We start from the raw sequence: 18887 nt of genomic DNA, 5'->3' as shown, positions 1-18887 counted from the left end.
ACGCTGGAGGCACCTTGGACGCCGGGACGAGCCCAGGGCGACGGGTTAGGCGGCAGAATCGCCCGCCACCTGACCTAACCATTTGTTCCCGCGCGCGCGGGACGCTATCTCCTTTGGCGATGCCTCATCTCTATCTCGTCGACGGTTCGGGCTATATCTTCCGCGCCTATCACCAGCTCCCGCCGCTGACCAACCGGCATGGCACGCCGGCGGGCGCGGTCTATGGCTATACCGCGATGCTGTGGAAGCTCGCCGACGCACTGGACAAGGCGGAGGGGCCGACCCATCTTGCGGTCGTGCTCGACAAGGGCTCGCACACCTTCCGCAACGATCTCTACGACAAATACAAGGCGCAGCGTCCGCCTCCTCCCGAAGACCTGGTCCCGCAATTCCCGCTGATCCGCGAGGCGACCCGCGCCTTCTCGTTGCCGTGCATCGAGGAAGAGGGGTTCGAGGCCGACGACATCATCGCCACCTATACCTGCCGCGCGGTCGAGGCCGGGTGGGACGTCACCATCGTCAGTTCCGACAAGGACCTGATGCAATTGATCCAGCCCGGCGTCGACATGCTCGACACGATGAAGAACGAACGCCGCGGCCCGGAATATGTCGAGGCGAAGTTCGGCGTGCGGCCCGACCAATTGGGCGACGTACTCGCGCTGATGGGCGACGCGGTCGACAATGTTCCCGGCGTGCCGGGGATCGGCGCCAAGACCGCCGCCAAGCTGATTTCGGAATATGGCAATCTCGATGCGGTGCTGGCCGCCGCGCCCGGGATGAAGCCGAGCAAGATGCGCGACAACCTGATCGAGCATGAAGCGATGGCCCGGCTCTCGCGCCAGCTCGTCGCGCTCCATGTCGATACCGCGGTGCCGCACACGCTCGACGAGCTGAAGCTCGACGGCATTCCCGTCGAGCCATTGCGCGCGTTCCTCGAGGATCAGGGGTTCAAGACGCTGTTGTCGCGTATGGCGGCACATGCGCCGGGCCGCGAGCAGCCCGATCCGGTCGCCGCCGCAGTCGCGACCGCTGGGCCGGTCACGCCCGATTTCATCGAATTGCCGCCGATCAATTGCGACACGTACGAAACCGTGACCAGCATCGAGCGGCTGGACGCGTGGATCGCCGAAAGCCACGCCAGCGGCACGATCGCGATCGATACCGAGACCGATTCGCTCGACAGCATGGCCGCCAATCTGGTCGGCATCTGCCTCGCCACCGCGCCGGGGCGGGCTTGCTACATACCCGTCGGGCACAAGAGCAGCGACGACATGTTTGGCGAGGTCCCGCCGCAGCTGCCGCTGGCGGATGTGGTGAGCCGGTTGAAGCCGTTGTTCACCGCGCCCGGCGTGCTCAAGATCGGGCACAATATCAAATATGACATCAACGTCCTGATCCGCCACGGCCTGCCGGTTTCGCCGATCGACGACACGATGGTGATGAGCTTCGATCTCGACGCCGGCCAGTCGCTCGCCGGGCACGGCATGGATGAAGTGGCGCACGCGACGCTCGAGCACACCTGCATCAGCTACAAGGACGTGACCGGCACCGGCAAGAAAGCCATCAGCTTCGCCCAGGTGCCGCTCGACCAAGCGACCCGCTATGGCGGCGAGGATGCCGACGTGACCTGGCGGCTATGGACGCGGTTCAAGCCGCGGCTCGCTTATGAAGGCGCGACGCGGGTTTACGAAATGGTCGATCGCCCGATCATTCCGGTCGTTGCCGCGATGGAGCGCGCCGGGATCAAGGTCGACCGAGACCAATTGTCGCGCCTGTCGAGCCGCTTCGCGCAGGAAATGGCGCGGCTCGAGGAAGAGATCCAGGCCGAGGCCGGGCAGCCGTTCCAGATCGGATCGACCCAACAATTGGGCGCGATCCTGTTCGACAAGATGGGATTGAAGGGCGGCAAGAAGGGCAAGTCCGGCGCCTATTCGACCGACGTCACCGTGCTCGAGAAGATGAAGGCGGAGGGCGTGACGATCGCCGGATTGGTGCTCGACTGGCGCCAGCTGTCGAAGCTCAAATCGACCTATACCGATGCCTTGCAACAGCAGATCGATCGCGACACCGGGCGCGTCCATACCAGCTATTCGCTGACCGGCGCGCAGACCGGGCGATTGTCGTCGACCGATCCCAATTTGCAGAACATCCCGATCCGCACCGAGATCGGCCGCCAGATCCGCGACGCCTTCGTCGCCGAGCCGGGCAACGTCATCCTGGCCGCCGACTATTCGCAGATCGAGCTCAGGCTGGCGGCGCACATGGCCGACGTTCCGCCGCTCCGCGATGCTTTCCTGCGCGGCGAGGACATTCACGCCGCGACCGCCAAGGAATTGTTCGGAGAGGTCAATCGCGACACGCGCGGGCGCGCCAAGACGATCAACTTCGCCATCCTCTACGGCATTTCGCGCTGGGGCCTGGCCGCCCGGCTGGAGATCGATGCGGAAGAAGCGCAGGCGATGATCTCGCGCTATTTCGACCGCTTCCCCGGCATCTCCTCCTATATCAACGAGACGCTCGAGCATGTGCGGCAGAAAGGCTATACCGAGACCCTGTTCGGCCGAAAGACGCATTTCCCGCAGATCCGCGCGCCGATCCAGCACGTCCGCCAGGGCGCGGAGCGCGCCGCGATCAACGCGCCGATCCAGGGCACCAGCGCCGACATCATCAAGCGCGCGATGGCGCGGATGGGGCCGGCGTTGACCGATGCCGGCCTCACCGGCACCAAGATGCTGCTCCAGGTCCATGACGAGCTGGTGTTCGAGGTCCCCGAGGCCGAGGTGGAGGCGGCCAAGCCGGTGATCGAACATGTCATGGCGACCGCGGCGGAACCCGCCGTGCCGCTATCGGTGCCGCTCGCAGTCGAGATCGGCACCGGCCCCAGCTGGGGCGCGGCGCATTGATCGATTTCCCGCTTGCCGGGCGCATGGCTGAAGGGATGGCGCGTGTCGACTGACACCGCCGCCACTGCGCCGGTCGTGCCCCCCACCGGCCCGACCGACGACCTTGCCGTATTGGCCAAGGGCGGGCGGACCAATATCGGTGGGTTCATTCTGCGGCTCGTCGCACGGCTGCCGTTCCTGTTCGTCGCAGGCCGGCTCTACGGGCCCGATGCGGTCGGGCGATTCGCGCTCGCGGTCGTCGTGGTCGAACTCGCCGCATTGATCGCGACCCTGGGGCTGAAGCGCGGCATGGCGCAAGCGCTCGCCACGACGGATCGTCCCCATCCGCATGTCGTGTGGGATGGGATGGCGGTGGCGATGCTCGCCTCGACCATCGCCGGCGCCGTGCTGATCGCGCTGCCGCGCGTGATGTACCCGCACGGCGACATCAGCCTGATAGAGCGATTGTTGCCGTGCATCATCGTTGCCAGCGCCTGGTCGGATGTCGCCCTGTCGGCGCTGGCCTATCGTCACAATATCAAGGCGAGCGTCACCGCGCGCGCGGTGGTCGAGCCGTGGACGATCTCGATCGCCGCGTTGGGTTTCTACTTCGTCAGCGCGCGCGACGGACTCGTGCTCGCGTACATGCTGTCGATGGTCGCGGCGATGGTCGCCTCGCTGATCCCGCTGATCCGCAGCTATGGGCTTCCGCGCGGCTGGACGCCGCACGTCGCGCACGTCGCGACCCTGGCCCGGCGCAATGCGCCGCTGGCCGGTGCCGACGCGATCGAATGGGCGACGCGCAATGTCGACCGTTTCATCCTGGGGCTGCTGTTCCCGCCGGCGATCGTCGGCATCTATTACATGGCGCAGCAGGTCGCCTCGCTGCCGCAGAAACTGAAGACCAGCTTCGACCCGATCCTGGGGCCGGTGATCGCCACCAGCCTAGCGCGCGACGACAAGGCCGCGATCGCCGATCAGGTGCGCCAGGTCGGTTTCTGGATCATGGCGCTGCAGACCTGTCTGGCGCTGATGGCCTCGATTCCGGGCGAGGCGGTGATGGGCTTGGTCGGCAAGCAATTCGTCGCCGGCACTGCCGCGCTCGCTTTCCTGTTATGGGCGGAGGTGTTCGCTTCGACCGGCGCGGTGTGCGAATCGGCGCTGGTCTATATTGCGCGCCACCGCAATCTGATGATCTCGATCGGCGTGCTGGTGCTGCAGATCGTATTGAGCTTCACATTGGTCGCGGTGATGCGGTCGATCGACTGGGACCGCTCGATCCTGGCGCGGCTGGGCACGCGCGACTCGGTCCAGGGGGTCAGCGTCGCGATCGCCTTGTTCGTCGCGCTCAGCGTCGGTTCGGTGATCAAGTCCAATTTCCTCGCCCGGCTGCTGAAGGCGCGGGTGGCGGGATGGCGCTGGTCGCTGCTCGCCGCCGCGGCGGTCACGATCCTGGTCGGGGCGGCGTTCACGTCGCTGCCCAAAAGCTATGAATGGATCGAGCTCTCGGTCGGCGAGCCTGCGATCCTGGTGACCTATCTGTTCGTGCTGTGGAAATGGGCGTTCCGGCCAGAGGACCGGGCATTGTTCAAGAAATTGCCCGGCGCCGGCGCCGGCTAGCTCGATTCCATTTCAGCCGAGCTGAAGCGGCCGGGACCGATTCAACGAAGCGTCGGGCCGGACACGCCGCGCTTTGGGGCGGCCGGCAGATCGGCGAACAGCTTGATCATGCCCGGGCTACGCGAATCGCCATTGGCGTACTCGCGCGCCGATTTGCCCGTCAGGTAATCGCGCCTGTCGGGATCGGCACCACCCTCGATCAGAGCGCGCGCCATGTCTTCGTCTCGCCGCAACACCGCCTTGATCAAAGGGGTCTGACCGCCGTCGCCCGCCAAATTGGGGTTGGCCTTGTTCTTGAGCAGGATTGGAATGAGGTCGCCATAGCCGCGGTCGACCGCCACCAGCAGCGGCGTGTCGCCCTGGCGGTTCTTGATATTGGGATTGGCGCCCTTAGCGAGCAGATAGGACAGATAGCGCGAATCGTCGCGGCGGACGACGATGTGCAGCGCGCCTTCACCGCTCGACGGGTCCTGGGTGTCGATGATCCGCGAACCCGGCTTGGCCAGGATCGATTCGACGTCGCTGCCCTTGTCGTTCTTGACCGCGTCGAGGAATTGATAACCGGGCGAGCCGCTGGCGAGCTGCGCCGCGGCGGGGAAGGCGGTGACGGCCAGCGCGCCGGCAAGCGCCCCGATAAACGCAATGCGGGAAAGACGTGCGATCATGATCTGATGCCCTGCGGGAAAAGTCGGGATCAACTTGCGTAGCCGCCCGTAAAAGATCAAGGCTGGCGCCGCGATGAACCTGCGTTTGCTTCCGATTTCGCTGCTGATGGCGCTCGCCGCCTGCTCGAACGCCACCCCGGCCGATCCGCCGCTGGCCGGCGCCAGGATCGGCGGCCCGTTCCAGCTGATCGATCAGGACGGCAAGGCGATCACCGACAAGGCGTTCGCGGGCAAATATCGCATCATGTATTTCGGATATACTTACTGCCCCGACGTCTGCCCGACCACGGCGCAGACGATCGGCGCGGCGATGCGGCTGCTCGACAAGAGCGATCCCGCGGTCTCGGCCAAGGTCGTGCCGGTGTTCGTGACGGTCGACCCCGAGCGCGACACGCCGGCAGTGGTCAAGCAGTTCGTCCGCGCTTTCTATCCCCGCTTCGTCGGCCTGACCGGCAGCGTGGCCGCGATCGATTCGGTCAAGACGGAATATGGCGTGTTCGCGTCCAAGGGTAAGACCACTCCCAATGGCGGCTATCTGGTCGAACATTCCAACGCTGCCTATCTGATGGACGGTGACGGCAGGCCGCTGGTGCTGCTCCCCACCGAACAGGGGGCGCAAGCGACCGCCAATGAGATCAAGCGCTGGGTGAAGACTAACACGTGACGACCGACAGGTTCTGGGAAACCAAGACGCTGGCCGAACTCGATCGCGGCCAGTGGGAGGCGTTGTGCGACGGCTGCGGCAAATGCTGCATCCACAAGCTCGAGGATGACGAGACCGGCGAGCTCTATCCGACCAACGTGGCATGCCGCATGCTCGATCGCCGTTCGGGTCAATGCAAGGACTACCGCAACCGCCGCGCTTATGTGCCGGATTGCGTTCGGCTGACGGTCAAGAACGTCTTCACCACCGACTGGCTGCCCTCGACCTGCGCCTATCGCCTGCGTGCCAATGGCGAGAAGCTGCCCGACTGGCATTATCTCGTCAGCGGCGATCGCGAAGCAGTGCACCGCGCCGGCGAATCGACACGCGGCTGGACGGTCAGCGAGGACGATGCCGGCGAACTCGAATTCCATCTGGTCGACCGCAAGCTGTGACCGGCGATCTCGACGTCGTCCGCCATGCCCGCGCCCGGCGGATGCGGCTGTCGGTCGACCCGGCGAGCGGGCGCGTACGGCTGACCATCCCGCCGCGTGCCTCGCTCAAACAGGCAATGGCCTGGGCCAATGATCATCGCGGATGGATCGAAGCGCAGCGCGCGAGACTGCCAGAGGGCAGGCCGTTCGTGCCGGGGGCCGTGATCCCGGTCGAGGGCGAGGATGTCGTGATCGACTGGTCGCCGGACCGGTCGCGGGCCATTCAGCTAGCCGAGACACCCTCACCCTTCCGCGCCTTCGGCGCTCCCTTCCTCTCCCAATGGGAGAGGGAAGGGGCCCGCCCGGCGCAGCCGGGTGGGAAGGGTGAGGGTGACCTGCGGTTAGTCTGCGGCGGCCCGCTGGAGGGCCTGCCCCGCCGTATCGAGACCTGGCTCAAGCGCCGCGCGCTCGCGGTGTTGAGCGAGGAAACCGCCGAATTCGCCGCCAAAGCCGGCGTCACCGTCAGCCGCGTGACGGTTGCCGATCCCAAAGGCCGCTGGGGCAGCTGCGCGTCGACCGGCGCGATCCGCTATAGCTGGCGGCTGATCTGCGCGCCGCCTTACGTCCGCCGCTCGACCGTCGCGCACGAAGTGGCGCACCGCCTGCATATGGATCATTCGCCGGCTTTCCACGCAGCGTACCGGCAATTGCTGGGAACCGATCCGGCGCCGGCGCGCGCCTGGCTGCGCCGTCACGGCGCGGCGCTTCACTGGGTCGGGCGGGACTGCTGAACCTCGCGCGGGCGATCGGCCGGGGCCGATCCGTTCGGGACGACGCGCTTGGGCCGGTTGGGATCGGCCCCCGGACTGCCGGTCATGCGATCGATCCATTTGCGGTCCAGCCGCTCGTCCGGCCGCGCGCCATCATCGGCTCCATCGGGCGCGGTCTGCGGCGGGTCGTTCTCCGACTGTGGCGGCAGGCCGGCGTCGCCGCCGCCGATCGGCGCGTCCGGCGCGATCTGGTCGGGCGGGATGGGATTGCCGTCGGGGTCGACGAACAAGCCGTTGTCGGGCTGGCCGAAGTCGCTTTCGTTGTCGAGCTGCCATTCGGGCAAGGTCACCTGCGTGTCGAACGCCTCGACCGGCCGGCCGGCGGTGGCGATTTTCATGAAGGCGGCAAAAGCGCGTGCGGGCAAGGTACCACCTTGGAGGCCGGGGATGCTCTTGGCGTCGTCGCGGCCCATCCACACGCCGGTGGTGAGGCCCGAGGAAAAGCCAAGGAACCAGCCGTCCTTGTTCGAGCTGGTCGTGCCGGTCTTGCCCGCGACCGGACGCCCGATCTGCGCCGCCTTGCCGGTGCCGGTGGCGACCGCGGTCTGCAACAGGTCGGTCATCTCGGCGGCGACATAGGGTGCTACCAGCACATGGCTGCGGTCGACCTCATGGCTGTAGATCGTCTCGCCCATCGAGGTCACCTTGGTGATCCCATAGGGGGTCACTGCGACGCCTTTGTTGGCGACGCTGGCAAAGGCGCGAGTCATGTCGATCAGATGGACGTCGTTCGATCCCAGCACCATCGACGGCACGGTCGAGATCGGGGTCGAGATGCCGAAGCGCCGCGCCATGTCGGCGACCGTCGAAAAGCCGACTTCCTGGCCGATCTTGGCCGCGACGGTGTTGACCGAATAGGCAAAGGCCGTCCGGATATCCATTTCGCCGGCATTGCGCCCCGACGAGTTGCGCGGGCTCCAGCCGTTGATCGTGATCGGCTCGTCGACCACGCGGTCGCTCGGCCGATGGCCCGCTTCCAGCGCCGCCAGATAGACGAACAATTTGAACGACGATCCCGGCTGGCGCAAAGCGGTCACGCCGCGATTATAGTTGGACGTGACGTAATCCTTGCCGCCGACCATCGCGCGCACCGCGCCGTCACGGTCGAGGCTGATCAGCGCGCCTTGCGCATTCCGGGGCGCATAGGCCGCGATCGCGGCATCGGCTGCCTTCTGCATGCGGATGTCGATCGTCGTCCACACTTCGAGCGGGCGGGTCGGCTCGTCGATCAGGTTTTCGAGTTGGGGCAGCGCCCAATCGGTGAAGTAGCGCACGCTGTTCTGGTTGGGCTCGGGTGCCAGCTTGACCGTCCTGGGATCGACCGAGGCCGCTTCGGCGGCGGAGATCTTGCCGGTCTCTTTCATCAGCCCGATCACCACGCCGGCGCGGTTGACCGCGGCCTGGGCGTCGGCGGTCGGCGAATAATTGGATGGCGCCTTGACCAGACCGGCGATGATCGCGGCTTCGCCCAGCGACAGCGTGCTGGCGCCATGGCCGAAGAACTTGCGGCTCGCGGCGTCGATGCCATAGGCGCCGCCGCCGAAATAGACCTTGTTGAGATAGAGTTCGAGCACCTGGTCCTTGCTGAACTTGCGCTCGAGCGCGAGCGCCAGCACCATCTCGCGCGCCTTGCGGCCGAACTTCTTGGTCGACGACAGGAAGATGTTGCGCGCCAGCTGCTGGGTGATGGTCGAGCCGCCCTGGCGCCAATGGCCCGAAGTGATGCGCACCTGGAACGAGCGCGCGATACCGATCGGGTCGACGCCGGGATGGTTGCGAAAGCGTCGGTCTTCGACCGCGACCATCGCATCCTTCATCACTTGCGGGATCTGGGCGTAGGGCAGCCACTCGCCATAGCTCGGCCCCAGGCTGACGATTGGCGTGCCGTCATCGGCCAGCACACGGATCATCTGGCCGTTGGGCGAGGATTTCAGCTCGTCGAAGCTCGGCAGCTGCGATTCGGTGACATAGACGGTGACGACGAGCGCAATGATGCCGAGCAAGGCGGCGACGCCGGTAAGGCGCAGGCCCAGCACGAGCCAGCGGCGCCATCGGGGGACAATTTTGGACGCCTTGGCCATCGTTATGGGCGAGGGCTTAGAGGGTTAACCGTGCCTCGACAAGCGCGGCTTCACGCGGTTCGCCGCGCCAATCAATCCGCACGCGGATGGAAGTCGAGGCTGATCGAGTTCATGCAATAGCGCAGACCCGTCGGTGGCGGCCCGTCCGGAAAGACGTGGCCGAGATGGCTGTCGCAGCGCGCGCATCGCGTTTCGGTTCGCGTCATGCCATGGCTCGTATCGGTGTGGTTGGTGACGTGATCCTCGGCGATCGGCTGGGTGAAGCTCGGCCAGCCCGATCCCGAATCATATTTGTCGGCGCTGTCGAACAGGTCGAGGTCGCAGGCGGCGCAGGCATAGATGCCGTCGGCCTTGTTATCGTTGTAGATGCCGGCAAAGGCGCGTTCGGTCCCCGCCTCGCGCAGCACATGATATTGCTCGGGGGTCAGGCGCTTGCGCCATTCGGATTCGGAGAGCGAGAGATGTTCCATGTGCAGGAAGATCGTTACGCTGCGATCACGCGTCAAGCGGCTTGTGGCTGATCCGGGTTAGACGGGCGGCGATTCCGGCGAGTCCGGGCGCCAGCCTTACCGCTGCTATCAGCGCGCCGGCCCAGGCGGGCCGCTCGGCGGCGGCGCGGATGTGGTTGGCGATCGCGAACGGCGTCGCCAAGTCGCGGGTGAGCCGCCGTTGATAGGCGATCGCGCCCGCCGGGCCATGGCGCAGGTACGCGGCCGCCGCCCGCGCACCGCTTTCGATCGCGATTCCCATGCCTTCGCCCGCCAGGCTGGGGATGCACGCGGCCTGATCCCCAAGCCGGAACAGACCGGCCGTGCCGTCCGATGCGCGCCAGCCATAAGGAACGTTGGCGACCGCATCGATCGTGGCGTCGCCATGTCGAAAGGCCAGCCGCTCCCCCAGCGCTGGCGATTCGAGCGCCAGCGCGCCTAACAATTGGCCGGGCGATCCCGCCGCGCTCAACCGCGACCGGTGCACCGCCATGCACAGATTGACGGTGCCGTCTTCCTGCCGCGCGATCCCGGCATAGCCGCGGTCGAACAGATGGAGCTCGATCGCATCGCCGACCATCCGGTCGAGCGCGGCATTCGGCCCCAGCCGGACGCGCAGGCCCAAGGTCGGGTCGTCGCTGCGCTCGGCACCGCGCGCCAGTCCGCGCAGATCGTGCTTTCCCGTGGCGAGGAACAGGGCGTCCGGGGTGATTTCGCTCTCGTTGGCCAGGCGCACGCAATCGCCTTCGAGCGCGCGTACGGCGACGCCGCGTTCGACCGCCGCACCGGCGGCGATCGCGTGACCGAGTAGCAAGATGTCGAGCCGTCGCCGCGACACCGCGATCGCGGGGCGCGGTAGCCACGCCTCGGCCCGATGGGATCCCGCGAACAGCCGCAACCGGCGGATTTCGTCGTGGTTGAGCGTGTCGCGGAGAATGCCAAGGCGTTCGAGCGCCTCGAGCGTCCGCCAGCTCAGGAACCCGCCGCACAAGGCATCGCCCGTCTCGGCGCTGCGTTCGACCAGCAGGTGCGGCGCGCCGGCGCGCGCCAGCAGCAGCGCCGCCACCGCGCCGGCCGGCCCGCCGCCGACGATCAGCGCAGGCGTTCGACGCACAGGCGAAAGGGAAAGGCGCGATAGACGCGCGCGTCGGTGATGCCAGCCTCGGCCAGAATCGGAGGCCATTCGCCGGGGCGGTAGGAGCGCGCGATCGACAAGGTGCCGTCGAGCCGGACGATACGATGCCAGCCGAAGGTGCGGGCGAGCAACGGGAATCCCCAATGCGCGAAGCCGTGGCGGTGGAGGTCGTTGACCAGCCACGCCATCCGCGCCTCGGCCTGCATGAAGCGGAGGAAGGCGACGAGCTGGTCGTGCGTCATGTGATGCGCGACCAGGCTGGAGATCACCATGTCCCAGTCTTGCCCCGCGAGATCGGCATAGTCGCCGGTGATCCAGCGAATTCCGGTGTCGGGCGTGCTGTGCTGCCGCGCCGCCAGCTCGCTGCGCGGGTTGAGGTCGACCCCGACCAACTCGGCCGCGATGCCGCGCTTGGCTGCCCAGCGCGCGATCCTGCGCAACATATCGCCGTCGCCGAATCCGACATCGAGCAATTTGAACGCCTTGCGGCCGCGGAGCGCACGCTCGATGAAGGACAAGGTCGGGCGCGCGGCCATCGTCACGACATTGACCTTGGCGAGATCGCCGACCACGGCGGCGTAGGTCGCCGCATCGAGGTCGTCGGCGTCCATCAGCTCGTCGGCGATGGCGCGTTGGGCCAGGCTCACGCCGCGCTCCGGAACCCGAAACCCTCCGCCGCCAGGCCGGGTCCGAACGCCAGGGCGATGCCCTGGTCGATGCGGGGTCCCTCGAGCATCTTGCCGAGCGCGAACATCAACGTCGCCGAGGACATGTTGCCATAATCGTGCAGCGTCTCGCGTGATGCCCAAAGCGCGCCCTGAGGCAAGCGATAGGCGGTCTCGACCGCGTCGAGGATCGAGCGCCCGCCGGCATGGACCGCCCAACCGTCTATCTCCTCGGCATCGCGCCCGCCGAGCGCGGCAGCGGCGAAATCGGGGTCGGTCAGCCCCTGCGCGATGCGTTGCGGGACTTCGCCCGACAAATGCATCTCGAAGCCCTTGTCGGTGATGTCCCAACGGATGAGGCGGTCCGAATCGGGCAGGGTCGTCGCGAACGGCGCTTCGAGCTCGAAGCCGCTGGCGTCGCTTGTCACCAGTGCCGCACCCGCGCCGTCGCCGAACTGCAGCATCGCCAGCAATTTCTCGATCTCGCCGGTATCCTGCAGATGGAGCGAACAGAGTTCGACGCAGACCACCAGTACGCGCGCACCCGGCTCGGAGCGCACGATGTGGCGGGCGCTGCGTAACGCGGCGACCGCGGCATAACAGCCCATGAAGCCGACCAGCAGTCGCTCGACCGAAGGTGCGAGCCCGAGCCGGCGGGCGATGATCTGATCGACTCCCGGAGCGACGAAGCCGGTGCAACTCGCCACTACTAGGTGCGTGATGCGGTCGATCTCGACCTGTCCGGCGAGCCGGTCGATCGCGGCCAGGCTCAGCGCCGGCGCCTGCTCGGCATAGACGCGCATCCGGGCGTCGGTGCCGGGCATGAAGCCGCCTTCGTAGAAGCCGCCGGGGCCGATCGGCGATCCGCCGTCATCGGCGCGCGGCAGCACGGTCCAGCGATGCTCGATCCCCGACCGTGCGACCATCCGGCCAAAGAGCTTGGCGAGGCGCGGATCGGCGATCTTGGGCTGGGCCCAGCCGATGAACGCGCTGTGTGCCTCATGGTCCGGCACCGCGGTGCCGATTGCGTTGAGATAGACGTTGCCGGGCACGATAGGCGACCTTTTCGGACAAGGGACACCGGGTTAGTGCCTCGTAACCTGTACGCTGGTTTAACCGATGCCGTGGACTTTTGCTCCGATTGCGTCATTTGCAGCTTCGCTGTTCGGCACCGGCCCGCTCCCCCACCCGGCCTCCCATAGAATACCCTGATTGGGAGGCCGGGTGGGGGAGCGGGCCGGTGCGGCATCGTTTCAGCTTTGCTGAAACAGAGTCTAATAGAGCTCGCATGAATCCGATCTACGCTCGCATGGACACCACGATCTTCGAAGCGATGTCGGCGCGTGCGCGGGCGAGCGGGGCGATCAACCTAGGCCAGGGGTTTCCCGAGGCGCAGGGGCCGGCCGATATTATCGACGCGGCGGTGAAAGCGCTGGTCGAGAAATCGAACCAATATCCGCCGATGGTCGGCTTGCCCGAACTGCGCCAGGCAGTCGCCGCGCATTATGCCGAGCACCAGGGACTCGATCTGTCGCCCGACGAAGTGGTGGTGACGTCCGGCGCGACAGAGGCGATCGCGGCGGCTTTGCTTGCGTTGGTATCGCCGGGCGACGAAGTGATCCTGTTCCAGCCGCTTTACGACGCGTATCTGCCGCTGGTCGAACGCGCCGGCGGCGTGGCGAAACTGGTACGGCTGAGCCCGCCCGACTGGCGCGTGACGGCGGAGATGCTCGAGGCGGCGTGGTCGCCCCGCACCCGGCTGCTGGTGCTCAACAGCCCGCTCAATCCCTCGGCTTCGATGATTGGCGGCGAGGAACTGACGGTGATCGCGCGCTTCTGCGTCGAGCGCGACCTGACCGCAATCTGTGATGAAGTCTGGGAGGAACTGGTATTCGACGGCGCGCGCCACGTGCCGCTGATGGCGCAGCCGGGGATGCGCGAGCGCACGGTCAAAATCGGGTCGGCGGGCAAGATGTTCGCGCTGACGGGCTGGAAAGTCGGCTGGATGTGCGCCGCGCCGGCGCTCGCGCGCGGTCTGGCCAAGGCGCATCAGTTTCTAACCTTCACTACCCCTCCCAATCTGCAATGGGCGGCCGCTTACGGCCTCGCCAAGGAAAAGACCTGGTTCGATGCGGAACGCGCCGGTTTCCAGCGCTCGCGCGACCGGCTGGCGGCGGGGTTGCGCGAGGCGGGCTATGTCACCTTGCCGTCGGCGGCGACCTATTTCCTCTCGATTGACCTGAACGCCTCGGGCATCGCGCTCGACGATGTCACCTTCTGCAATCGCCTGCTCGATGAAGCCGGGGTGGCGGCGATTCCGGTTTCGGCCTTTTATGCCGAGGATCCGGTGACCAACGTGGTTCGACTGTGCTTCGCCAAGAGCGACGCTACGCTGGACGCGGCGATCGAGCAGATGGCGGGGTTTCGGACGGCGCTGGGCAAAGAATAAGGCCTGCGGATCGCTCCACAGGCCTCTATCTCTTCGCAAGCCGCCGCGGCGAAGCCGCGACGTCGGTCGGGCCTGGCGGCCCGCACTCGGCTTGTCCGGATTTAGCGTCCGCTAAATCCAGGCCTCGTGCTCAACCGTCGTAGTCGCCGCCGAGATTCTGATTGCGCGGCGGCGCGGCGGCGGTGAGGCGCAGGGCCTCGGCCGACTGCGACAGCGAGCCGATTTCGTCGGGCGTGTCGTCGTCGTCGACCTGGACCTTCTGCATGCCGCTGATCACCGCATCCTGCAGATGATCGGGGCGCACCGTTTCCTCGGCGATCTCGCGCAGCGCCACGACCGGGTTTTTATCGCGGTCGCGATCGAGGGTCAGTTCGGCGCCGCCCGAAATCTGGCGGGCGCGCTGGGCCGCGAACAGCACCAGATCGAAACGGTTGGGAACCTTGTCGACGCAATCCTCGACGGTGACGCGCGCCATGAAACGCTTTCCTTCAGCAAAACACCAAGATGGGAAGCGTGGGCGCTTAGGGCAATGGGCCGCAAAGAGTCAAGGAAATCGGCTTTCTCGCCTATTGTCGCCACGGACCGCGCCGATTGCTTGCCCCGCGCCGCGCCCCGCTCCAATAGAGGAGCGATGGCCGGTGAACCCAGCTTCACGATAGAGGGCGACACGCTGCGGCTCATCACCGAGGGGCCGGAGCGGCTGACGGCGCTGCTCGACCTGATCGCGACGGCCGAGCGATCGTTGCGGATCCTCTATTACATCTATGTCGATGACGATGCCGGGGCGAAAGTGCGCCAGGCGTTGATCGACGCCGCGGGGCGCGGGGTCGACGTCAAGCTGATCGTCGACGGGCTGGGCAGCGAACATGCCGAGAATCACCGCTTTTTCGATCCGCTGAAAGCTGCCGGCATCGACGTCTGCCGCTTCGTGCCGCGCTGGGGACGCCGCTATCTGTTGCGCAACCACCAGAAGCTCGCGCTCGCCGATGAGCGCCGGGTGATCATCGGCGGATTCAACATCCAGGACAGCTATTTCGGCACCAACGAAGATCAGGCATGGCGCGACCTGGGCTTCTATATCGAGGGGCCCTCCGCCGCCCATCTGACCGGCTATTTCGACGCGCTCGATCGCTGGGCGAAGCAGGATCACGCGCCGCTCAGGTCGCTGCGCGCCTTATTGTCGAAATGGAGCGAGCCCGAGGGCGCGACGCGCTGGCTGTTCGGCGGGCCGACTCGCAAGCCGTCTCCCTGGGCCAAGGCGGTCCGCGCCGATCTCGAACGCGCGATGCGGGTTGACCTGATCAGCGCCTATTTCGCGCCCAGCCCCGGGATGCTGCGCCGGCTCGATCGGATCGGCCAGCGCGGTGTCGCCCGCGTCGTGCTGGCGTCGAAGAACGATCACGGCGCGGCGATCTGGGCGTCGCGCTTCACCTATGCGGGGCTGCTGAGGAAAGGGGTCGAGATTTACGAATATCAGCCGACCAAGCTCCATACGAAGCTCTTCGTGATCGACGACACCGTCTATGTCGGCTCGGCCAATTACGACATTCGCAGCCTGTTCCTGAACCTCGAGCTGATGCTGCGCGTCGAAAACAAGGCGTTCGCGGATCATGTCCGGACCTATGTCGACGGCGAGGTCTCCGAATCGGAGCGGATCACGCCGGAGCTCTATCGATCGCGCACCGGCTGGTGGACGCGGATCAAGCAGGCGGTGGCGTTCTTCGTGATGACGGTGCTCGACTACAACGTCACGCGGAGCCTGAATTTCGGACCGGAACGGCGGTTCAGGAAATGACCAGGCACCTCGCCCGCTGTCATTGCGGCGCGCTTGAGGTCGCGTGTGAGGGCGAGCCGCGCAAAGTGTCGCTGTGCCATTGCGAGCAATGCCAGCGCCGCACCGGCAGCGCCTTCAGCGTCGCGGTCTTCTATGCCCGCGAGCAGGTCGCGGTTCGCGGCGCGACTTCGAGTTTCATGCGCCCGTCGGCGAGCGGGTTCGAGGTCGATTTCCGCTTTTGCCCTGCCTGCGGGTCGAACCTGTTATGGTATCCGGCCCGGATGCCGGCGTTGGTGGGCGTTGCGTTCGGTGGTTTCGCCGACCGCGATTTCCCGATGCCGGACCAGGCGGTATGGGCGGAGGAGGGGCATGACTGGGTCGGCCTGCCCGACCAAGTGACTAGCTTCGCGAGAAATCCGCCGCCGCGGAGGTAGCAGCGCAGGTATCGCTGCGCCTCAGTCCTTCCAGGCGAAGAAATTGTGCGAGGGCGGGATGTTCCACCATTCGATCGAATAGTCGATCCGGTCCCAATGCGGCTCGAGGAAGTCGCGGACCTTGGGGCGGAATTGATAGACCAGGAACGCGCCCCCGGTCTTGAGCACGCGGTGCGTCGCGGCGGCGATGGCGGGCGCGACGCCCTTGGGCAGGGTTGAGAAAGGCAGACCCGACAGTACGTAATCGGCTTGTTCGAAACCGTGTTGGGCAACGATCTGTTCGACGTCGGCGGCCGATCCATGGACCGGGATGAAGCGCGAATCGGTGAACTTGATTCGCAGATACTCGATGAAGTCGGGATTGGTATCGATCGCGATATAAGTGCCGTCGGCGGGCAGGCGATCGAGGATCGCCTGGGTAAAGGTGCCGACGCCCGGGCCATATTCGACGAACAATTTGACGTTGGGCCAGTCGGGCACCTTCAGCATCGCGTTGATCTGCGCCTTGGACGAGGCGATGATCGAGCCGACCATCACGGGCCGTTTGATGAATCCGCTGAGGAACATTGCCCAGGGAGACGGGAGTTTGCGCGCGCGCGTCTCCGCATTGTCGAGAGCGAAGCGGGGCTGGGACATGATATTCCTTGTAGCTGTGCGCCAAATCTCGCGCGACCGGAAAACCCCTGTCGCAAAGCTGTAACGCGCGATCAAGTCTTTAGGGAGCATAGTCATAACCGACAATGCCCTGGACGGAGTGGATTTTGGTGCAGGGCGAGGAGCGAGAGGGGAGCGATGTCGATGCATCGTGACCGACGAGCGCCGATGAGCAGGTCGCCATGTCCCCCGGACATGGCTGAAACAGCCGGGGGCTGTTTCACCTGCTCATCGTCGCTTGCTTGCGCGTAGCTCAAGGCTACGCAACTGCGCTGCGCTCCTAGCCAGCGCGCCTCCAAGCCCAATCCAGGGCGTTGCCGGTCATGACTATGCTCCCTGGGTCATTCCGACGGGTTGCGTCGTGCCGCGCGCCGGTCCATCGACGCGTCATGACGACGTTCGCCCCCGGAACAATTGCGGTGATCTTCGTGTCCGAAGTGACCGGCGAGGACCCGGAAGGCTATGCCGCGGCGGCGGACGAAATGGTGGCGCTGGCGGCCGCGCAGCCCGGTTATCGCGGCATCGACAGCACACGCGGTGCCGAAGGACTCGGCATCACGGTGAGCTATTGGGCGGACGAGGCGGCGGCGGTCGCCTGGCGCCGACACGCCCGGCACGGCGAGATTCGCGAGGCCGGGCGCGGGCGCTGGTACCGATGGTATTCGCTTCATGTCGCCGAAGTGGGACGCAGCTACGATTGGGAGAAGGAATGACGGCGAGGTTCGATCGCGACTTCGCCTTGTTGTTCACCGTGATGCTGACGATCGCGGCCGGAAACACCGCGTTGCAATCGGTCCTGCCGGCGATCGGACGCTCGCTCCATGTCCGCGACAATGCGGTCGCCGCGGCATTTTCGGTCTCGGCCTTGTTATGGGTGATCGCCGCGCCGTTTTGGGCGAGCCGATCGGACCGGCGCGGCCGGCGGTCGATGATTCTGCTCGGCGTGGGCGGGTTCACGATCTCGCTGACCTTGTGCGGCATCTTCCTCGCGGCGGGGATCAACGGCTGGATCGGCGGCACGGCAGCCTTCATGCTCTTCATCGTCGGACGGCTGATCTACGGCACGTTCGGTGCCGCTGCGCCGCCGGCGGTGCAGGCGATCGTCGCCGGGCGCACCACGCGCGACGAGCGGACCAAGGCGCTGACCCTGCTCGGCTCGGCCTTCGGGCTCGGCACCATCCTGGGGCCGGCGATCGCTCCCTATCTCCTGCTCGGCAGCGTCGAGGGCGTCGTGATCGGTCTGTCCGGCCCGGCCTTTCTGTTCGCGCTGTTCGGGGCGGGCATGTTCCTCGCGGTGCTGCGCATGCTGCCCAACGATCGCGCCGAAGCGGCGATGGACGATCCCGCCGCGCACGGCGCCGCCAATGCCTATCCGTCGATCGGCGGGCAATCGTCGGGCGCGAGCATCACCGCCGCGACCGGCCAGCATATCGAGGAAGTCGGCTTTCTCGACCCGCGCGTGCGCGCCTGGATGATCGCCGGGCTGGTGTTCGGCCATGCCCAGGCGATGACCGGCCAGGCGATCGGCTTCCTGGTGATCGACCGCCTGCATCTCCCGCCCGCGGAAGCGCTGCAGCCGACCGGAATCGTGCTGATGATGGGCGCGGGCGCGGCGTTGCTGGTACAATGGGGGCTGATCCCGTTGTTCAACCTGAGCCCGCGCGTGATGATGCTGGTCGGCCTGCTATTGGCTGCCGCCGGTTGCGCGCTGACCGGGCTCGCCACCTCGCTCTACAGCCTGGCGACGGCCTACGCCTTGGCGAGCATCGGCTTCGGCTTCACGCGCCCGGCTTTCACCGCAGGATCGTCGCTGGCGGTCGGGTCGGCGGCGCAGGGCTCGGTCGCGGGCAAGGTCACCTCGGTCAACGGCGCCAGTTTCGTGCTGGGTCCATCGATCGGGGTGGGGTTGTACGAATATTGGCACTCGCTGCCCTATTTGACGGCGGGCGCGGCGTGCCTGGTGCTGATGGCATATTGCTGGGTCAGGTTGAACGCCCACGCACCGCCCCGCTAAGAGCCCGGCGGTTGTGGGCGAACACCTGATCGGTCGTTGAAGCGCGCTTATCCCTCACCCGTGCAGCATCGAGACCGCGGCGCCGCCGCCATGCCATGTGGCATCGGTGCCGAGGTCGG

At 66.3% G+C, this 18887-nt stretch carries 18 protein-coding genes; 10 read left to right on the top strand and 8 right to left on the bottom strand.

Annotated elements, in window-relative coordinates; translation table 11 throughout:
• Positions 1 to 119: 119 nt before the first annotated feature.
• Both polA and Q0L25_RS08815 read left to right on the top strand, forming a co-directional pair.
• Positions 120 to 2903 carry a DNA polymerase I gene (gene polA / locus Q0L25_RS08820; RefSeq protein ID WP_296613451.1) on the top strand — a complete coding sequence of 928 codons (2784 nt, stop codon included), beginning with the start codon at positions 120 to 122 and terminating at the stop codon, positions 2901 to 2903.
• A 42-nt stretch (positions 2904 to 2945) separates the two neighbouring features.
• Positions 2946 to 4502 (top strand): oligosaccharide flippase family protein, encoded by a 1557-nt coding sequence (locus Q0L25_RS08815; RefSeq protein WP_296613449.1) that lies wholly within the window; start codon positions 2946 to 2948, stop codon positions 4500 to 4502.
• A gap of 41 nt (positions 4503 to 4543) precedes the next feature.
• Here the strand turns inward: Q0L25_RS08815 and Q0L25_RS08810 are convergent, their stop codons facing one another.
• On the bottom strand, positions 4544 to 5167 hold the full coding sequence (locus Q0L25_RS08810) for an ankyrin repeat domain-containing protein (protein WP_296613447.1): 624 nt from the start codon (positions 5165 to 5167) through the stop codon (positions 4544 to 4546).
• A 73-nt stretch (positions 5168 to 5240) separates the two neighbouring features.
• Between Q0L25_RS08810 and Q0L25_RS08805 the strand changes: the two genes are divergently transcribed.
• Genes Q0L25_RS08805 through Q0L25_RS08795 form a run of 3 tightly spaced genes read left to right on the top strand, consistent with a single transcriptional unit; the run spans position 5241 to position 7035 of the window.
• A complete protein-coding gene (locus Q0L25_RS08805) occupies positions 5241 to 5831 on the top strand; it encodes an SCO family protein (protein ID WP_296613446.1) in 591 nt (196 codons plus the stop codon).
• Positions 5828 to 6265 (top strand): YcgN family cysteine cluster protein, encoded by a 438-nt coding sequence (locus tag Q0L25_RS08800; RefSeq protein ID WP_296613444.1) that lies wholly within the window; start codon positions 5828 to 5830, stop codon positions 6263 to 6265. Before Q0L25_RS08805 ends, Q0L25_RS08800 begins: the two co-directional genes overlap by 4 nt.
• A complete protein-coding gene (locus Q0L25_RS08795; RefSeq protein ID WP_296613443.1) occupies positions 6262 to 7035 on the top strand; it encodes a M48 family metallopeptidase in 774 nt (257 codons plus the stop codon). The genes Q0L25_RS08800 and Q0L25_RS08795 overlap by 4 nt, the downstream gene beginning before the upstream one ends.
• Here the strand turns inward: Q0L25_RS08795 and Q0L25_RS08790 are convergent.
• The 5 genes from Q0L25_RS08790 to Q0L25_RS08770 form a co-directional block, all read right to left on the bottom strand.
• Complete coding sequence (locus tag Q0L25_RS08790) at positions 7011 to 9155, bottom strand: transglycosylase domain-containing protein (protein WP_296613441.1); 2145 nt, start codon at positions 9153 to 9155, stop codon at positions 7011 to 7013. The genes Q0L25_RS08795 and Q0L25_RS08790 overlap by 25 nt on opposite strands.
• A gap of 71 nt (positions 9156 to 9226) precedes the next feature.
• Positions 9227 to 9625 (bottom strand): peptide-methionine (R)-S-oxide reductase MsrB, encoded by a 399-nt coding sequence (gene msrB, locus Q0L25_RS08785; protein WP_296615644.1) that lies wholly within the window; start codon positions 9623 to 9625, stop codon positions 9227 to 9229.
• 25 nt (positions 9626 to 9650) lie between these two features.
• Positions 9651 to 10757 (bottom strand): FAD-dependent monooxygenase, encoded by a 1107-nt coding sequence (locus tag Q0L25_RS08780; RefSeq protein WP_296613440.1) that lies wholly within the window; start codon positions 10755 to 10757, stop codon positions 9651 to 9653.
• Entirely contained in the window at positions 10736 to 11425 is a 690-nt protein-coding gene (locus Q0L25_RS08775) for a methyltransferase domain-containing protein (RefSeq protein WP_296613439.1), read from the bottom strand. Before Q0L25_RS08775 ends, Q0L25_RS08780 begins: the two co-directional genes overlap by 22 nt.
• A complete protein-coding gene (locus Q0L25_RS08770) occupies positions 11422 to 12495 on the bottom strand; it encodes a type III polyketide synthase (protein ID WP_296613437.1) in 1074 nt (357 codons plus the stop codon). Before Q0L25_RS08770 ends, Q0L25_RS08775 begins: the two co-directional genes overlap by 4 nt.
• Before the next feature lie 236 nt (positions 12496 to 12731).
• Between Q0L25_RS08770 and Q0L25_RS08765 the strand changes: the two genes are divergently transcribed.
• The gene (locus Q0L25_RS08765; protein ID WP_296613435.1) at positions 12732 to 13892 is read left to right on the top strand and encodes an aminotransferase; all 1161 of its coding nucleotides are present in this window, start codon (positions 12732 to 12734) and stop codon (positions 13890 to 13892) included.
• A gap of 130 nt (positions 13893 to 14022) precedes the next feature.
• On the opposite strand, the gene rpoZ is transcribed toward Q0L25_RS08765, so the two are convergent.
• Complete coding sequence (gene rpoZ / locus Q0L25_RS08760; RefSeq protein WP_296613433.1) at positions 14023 to 14367, bottom strand: DNA-directed RNA polymerase subunit omega; 345 nt, start codon at positions 14365 to 14367, stop codon at positions 14023 to 14025.
• 156 nt (positions 14368 to 14523) lie between these two features.
• On the opposite strand from rpoZ, the gene Q0L25_RS08755 reads away from it, so the two are divergent.
• The gene (locus tag Q0L25_RS08755) at positions 14524 to 15687 is read left to right on the top strand and encodes a phosphatidylserine/phosphatidylglycerophosphate/cardiolipin synthase family protein (RefSeq protein WP_296613432.1); all 1164 of its coding nucleotides are present in this window, start codon (positions 14524 to 14526) and stop codon (positions 15685 to 15687) included.
• Positions 15684 to 16100: a GFA family protein gene (locus tag Q0L25_RS08750; protein WP_296613430.1), complete on the top strand. Its 417-nt coding sequence runs from the start codon at positions 15684 to 15686 to the stop codon at positions 16098 to 16100. Before Q0L25_RS08755 ends, Q0L25_RS08750 begins: the two co-directional genes overlap by 4 nt.
• Before the next feature lie 21 nt (positions 16101 to 16121).
• On the opposite strand, the gene Q0L25_RS08745 is transcribed toward Q0L25_RS08750, so the two are convergent.
• Positions 16122 to 16736 carry a methyltransferase domain-containing protein gene (locus tag Q0L25_RS08745; RefSeq protein WP_296613429.1) on the bottom strand — a complete coding sequence of 205 codons (615 nt, stop codon included), beginning with the start codon at positions 16734 to 16736 and terminating at the stop codon, positions 16122 to 16124.
• Positions 16737 to 17143: 407 nt separating this feature from the next.
• Between Q0L25_RS08745 and Q0L25_RS08740 the strand changes: the two genes are divergently transcribed.
• Both Q0L25_RS08740 and Q0L25_RS08735 read left to right on the top strand, forming a co-directional pair.
• Positions 17144 to 17467, top strand: coding sequence for an antibiotic biosynthesis monooxygenase (locus Q0L25_RS08740; RefSeq protein WP_296613427.1), 324 nt, complete (start codon positions 17144 to 17146; stop codon positions 17465 to 17467).
• Complete coding sequence (locus Q0L25_RS08735; protein WP_296613425.1) at positions 17464 to 18768, top strand: MFS transporter; 1305 nt, start codon at positions 17464 to 17466, stop codon at positions 18766 to 18768. Before Q0L25_RS08740 ends, Q0L25_RS08735 begins: the two co-directional genes overlap by 4 nt.
• The last annotated feature ends 119 nt before the right edge of the window (positions 18769 to 18887 follow it).

The sequence above is a fragment of the Sphingomonas sp. genome (assembly GCF_024508665.1).
GTDB lineage: Bacteria > Pseudomonadota > Alphaproteobacteria > Sphingomonadales > Sphingomonadaceae > Sphingomonas.
Note: the sequence above shows the minus strand (reverse complement) of the source record. Positions and strands in the feature narration are given on the sequence as shown.

Bases quoted from the DNA above. Each gene is read 5' to 3' on its own strand.
- Q0L25_RS08790 (WP_296613441.1), bottom strand. From the start codon at position 9,155: ATGGCCAAGGCGTCCAAAATTGTCCCCCGATGGCGCCGCTGGCTCGTG.
- Q0L25_RS08735 (WP_296613425.1), top strand. From the start codon at position 17,464: ATGACGGCGAGGTTCGATCGCGACTTCGCCTTGTTGTTCACCGTGATG.
- msrB (WP_296615644.1), bottom strand. From the start codon at position 9,625: ATGGAACATCTCTCGCTCTCCGAATCCGAATGGCGCAAGCGCCTGACC.
- Q0L25_RS08810 (WP_296613447.1), bottom strand. From the start codon at position 5,167: ATGATCGCACGTCTTTCCCGCATTGCGTTTATCGGGGCGCTTGCCGGC.
- polA (WP_296613451.1), top strand. From the start codon at position 120: ATGCCTCATCTCTATCTCGTCGACGGTTCGGGCTATATCTTCCGCGCC.
- Q0L25_RS08755 (WP_296613432.1), top strand. From the start codon at position 14,524: ATGGCCGGTGAACCCAGCTTCACGATAGAGGGCGACACGCTGCGGCTC.
- Q0L25_RS08745 (WP_296613429.1), bottom strand. From the start codon at position 16,736: ATGTCCCAGCCCCGCTTCGCTCTCGACAATGCGGAGACGCGCGCGCGC.
- Q0L25_RS08750 (WP_296613430.1), top strand. From the start codon at position 15,684: ATGACCAGGCACCTCGCCCGCTGTCATTGCGGCGCGCTTGAGGTCGCG.
- Q0L25_RS08765 (WP_296613435.1), top strand. From the start codon at position 12,732: ATGAATCCGATCTACGCTCGCATGGACACCACGATCTTCGAAGCGATG.
- Q0L25_RS08740 (WP_296613427.1), top strand. From the start codon at position 17,144: ATGACGACGTTCGCCCCCGGAACAATTGCGGTGATCTTCGTGTCCGAA.
- rpoZ (WP_296613433.1), bottom strand. From the start codon at position 14,367: ATGGCGCGCGTCACCGTCGAGGATTGCGTCGACAAGGTTCCCAACCGT.
- Q0L25_RS08805 (WP_296613446.1), top strand. From the start codon at position 5,241: ATGAACCTGCGTTTGCTTCCGATTTCGCTGCTGATGGCGCTCGCCGCC.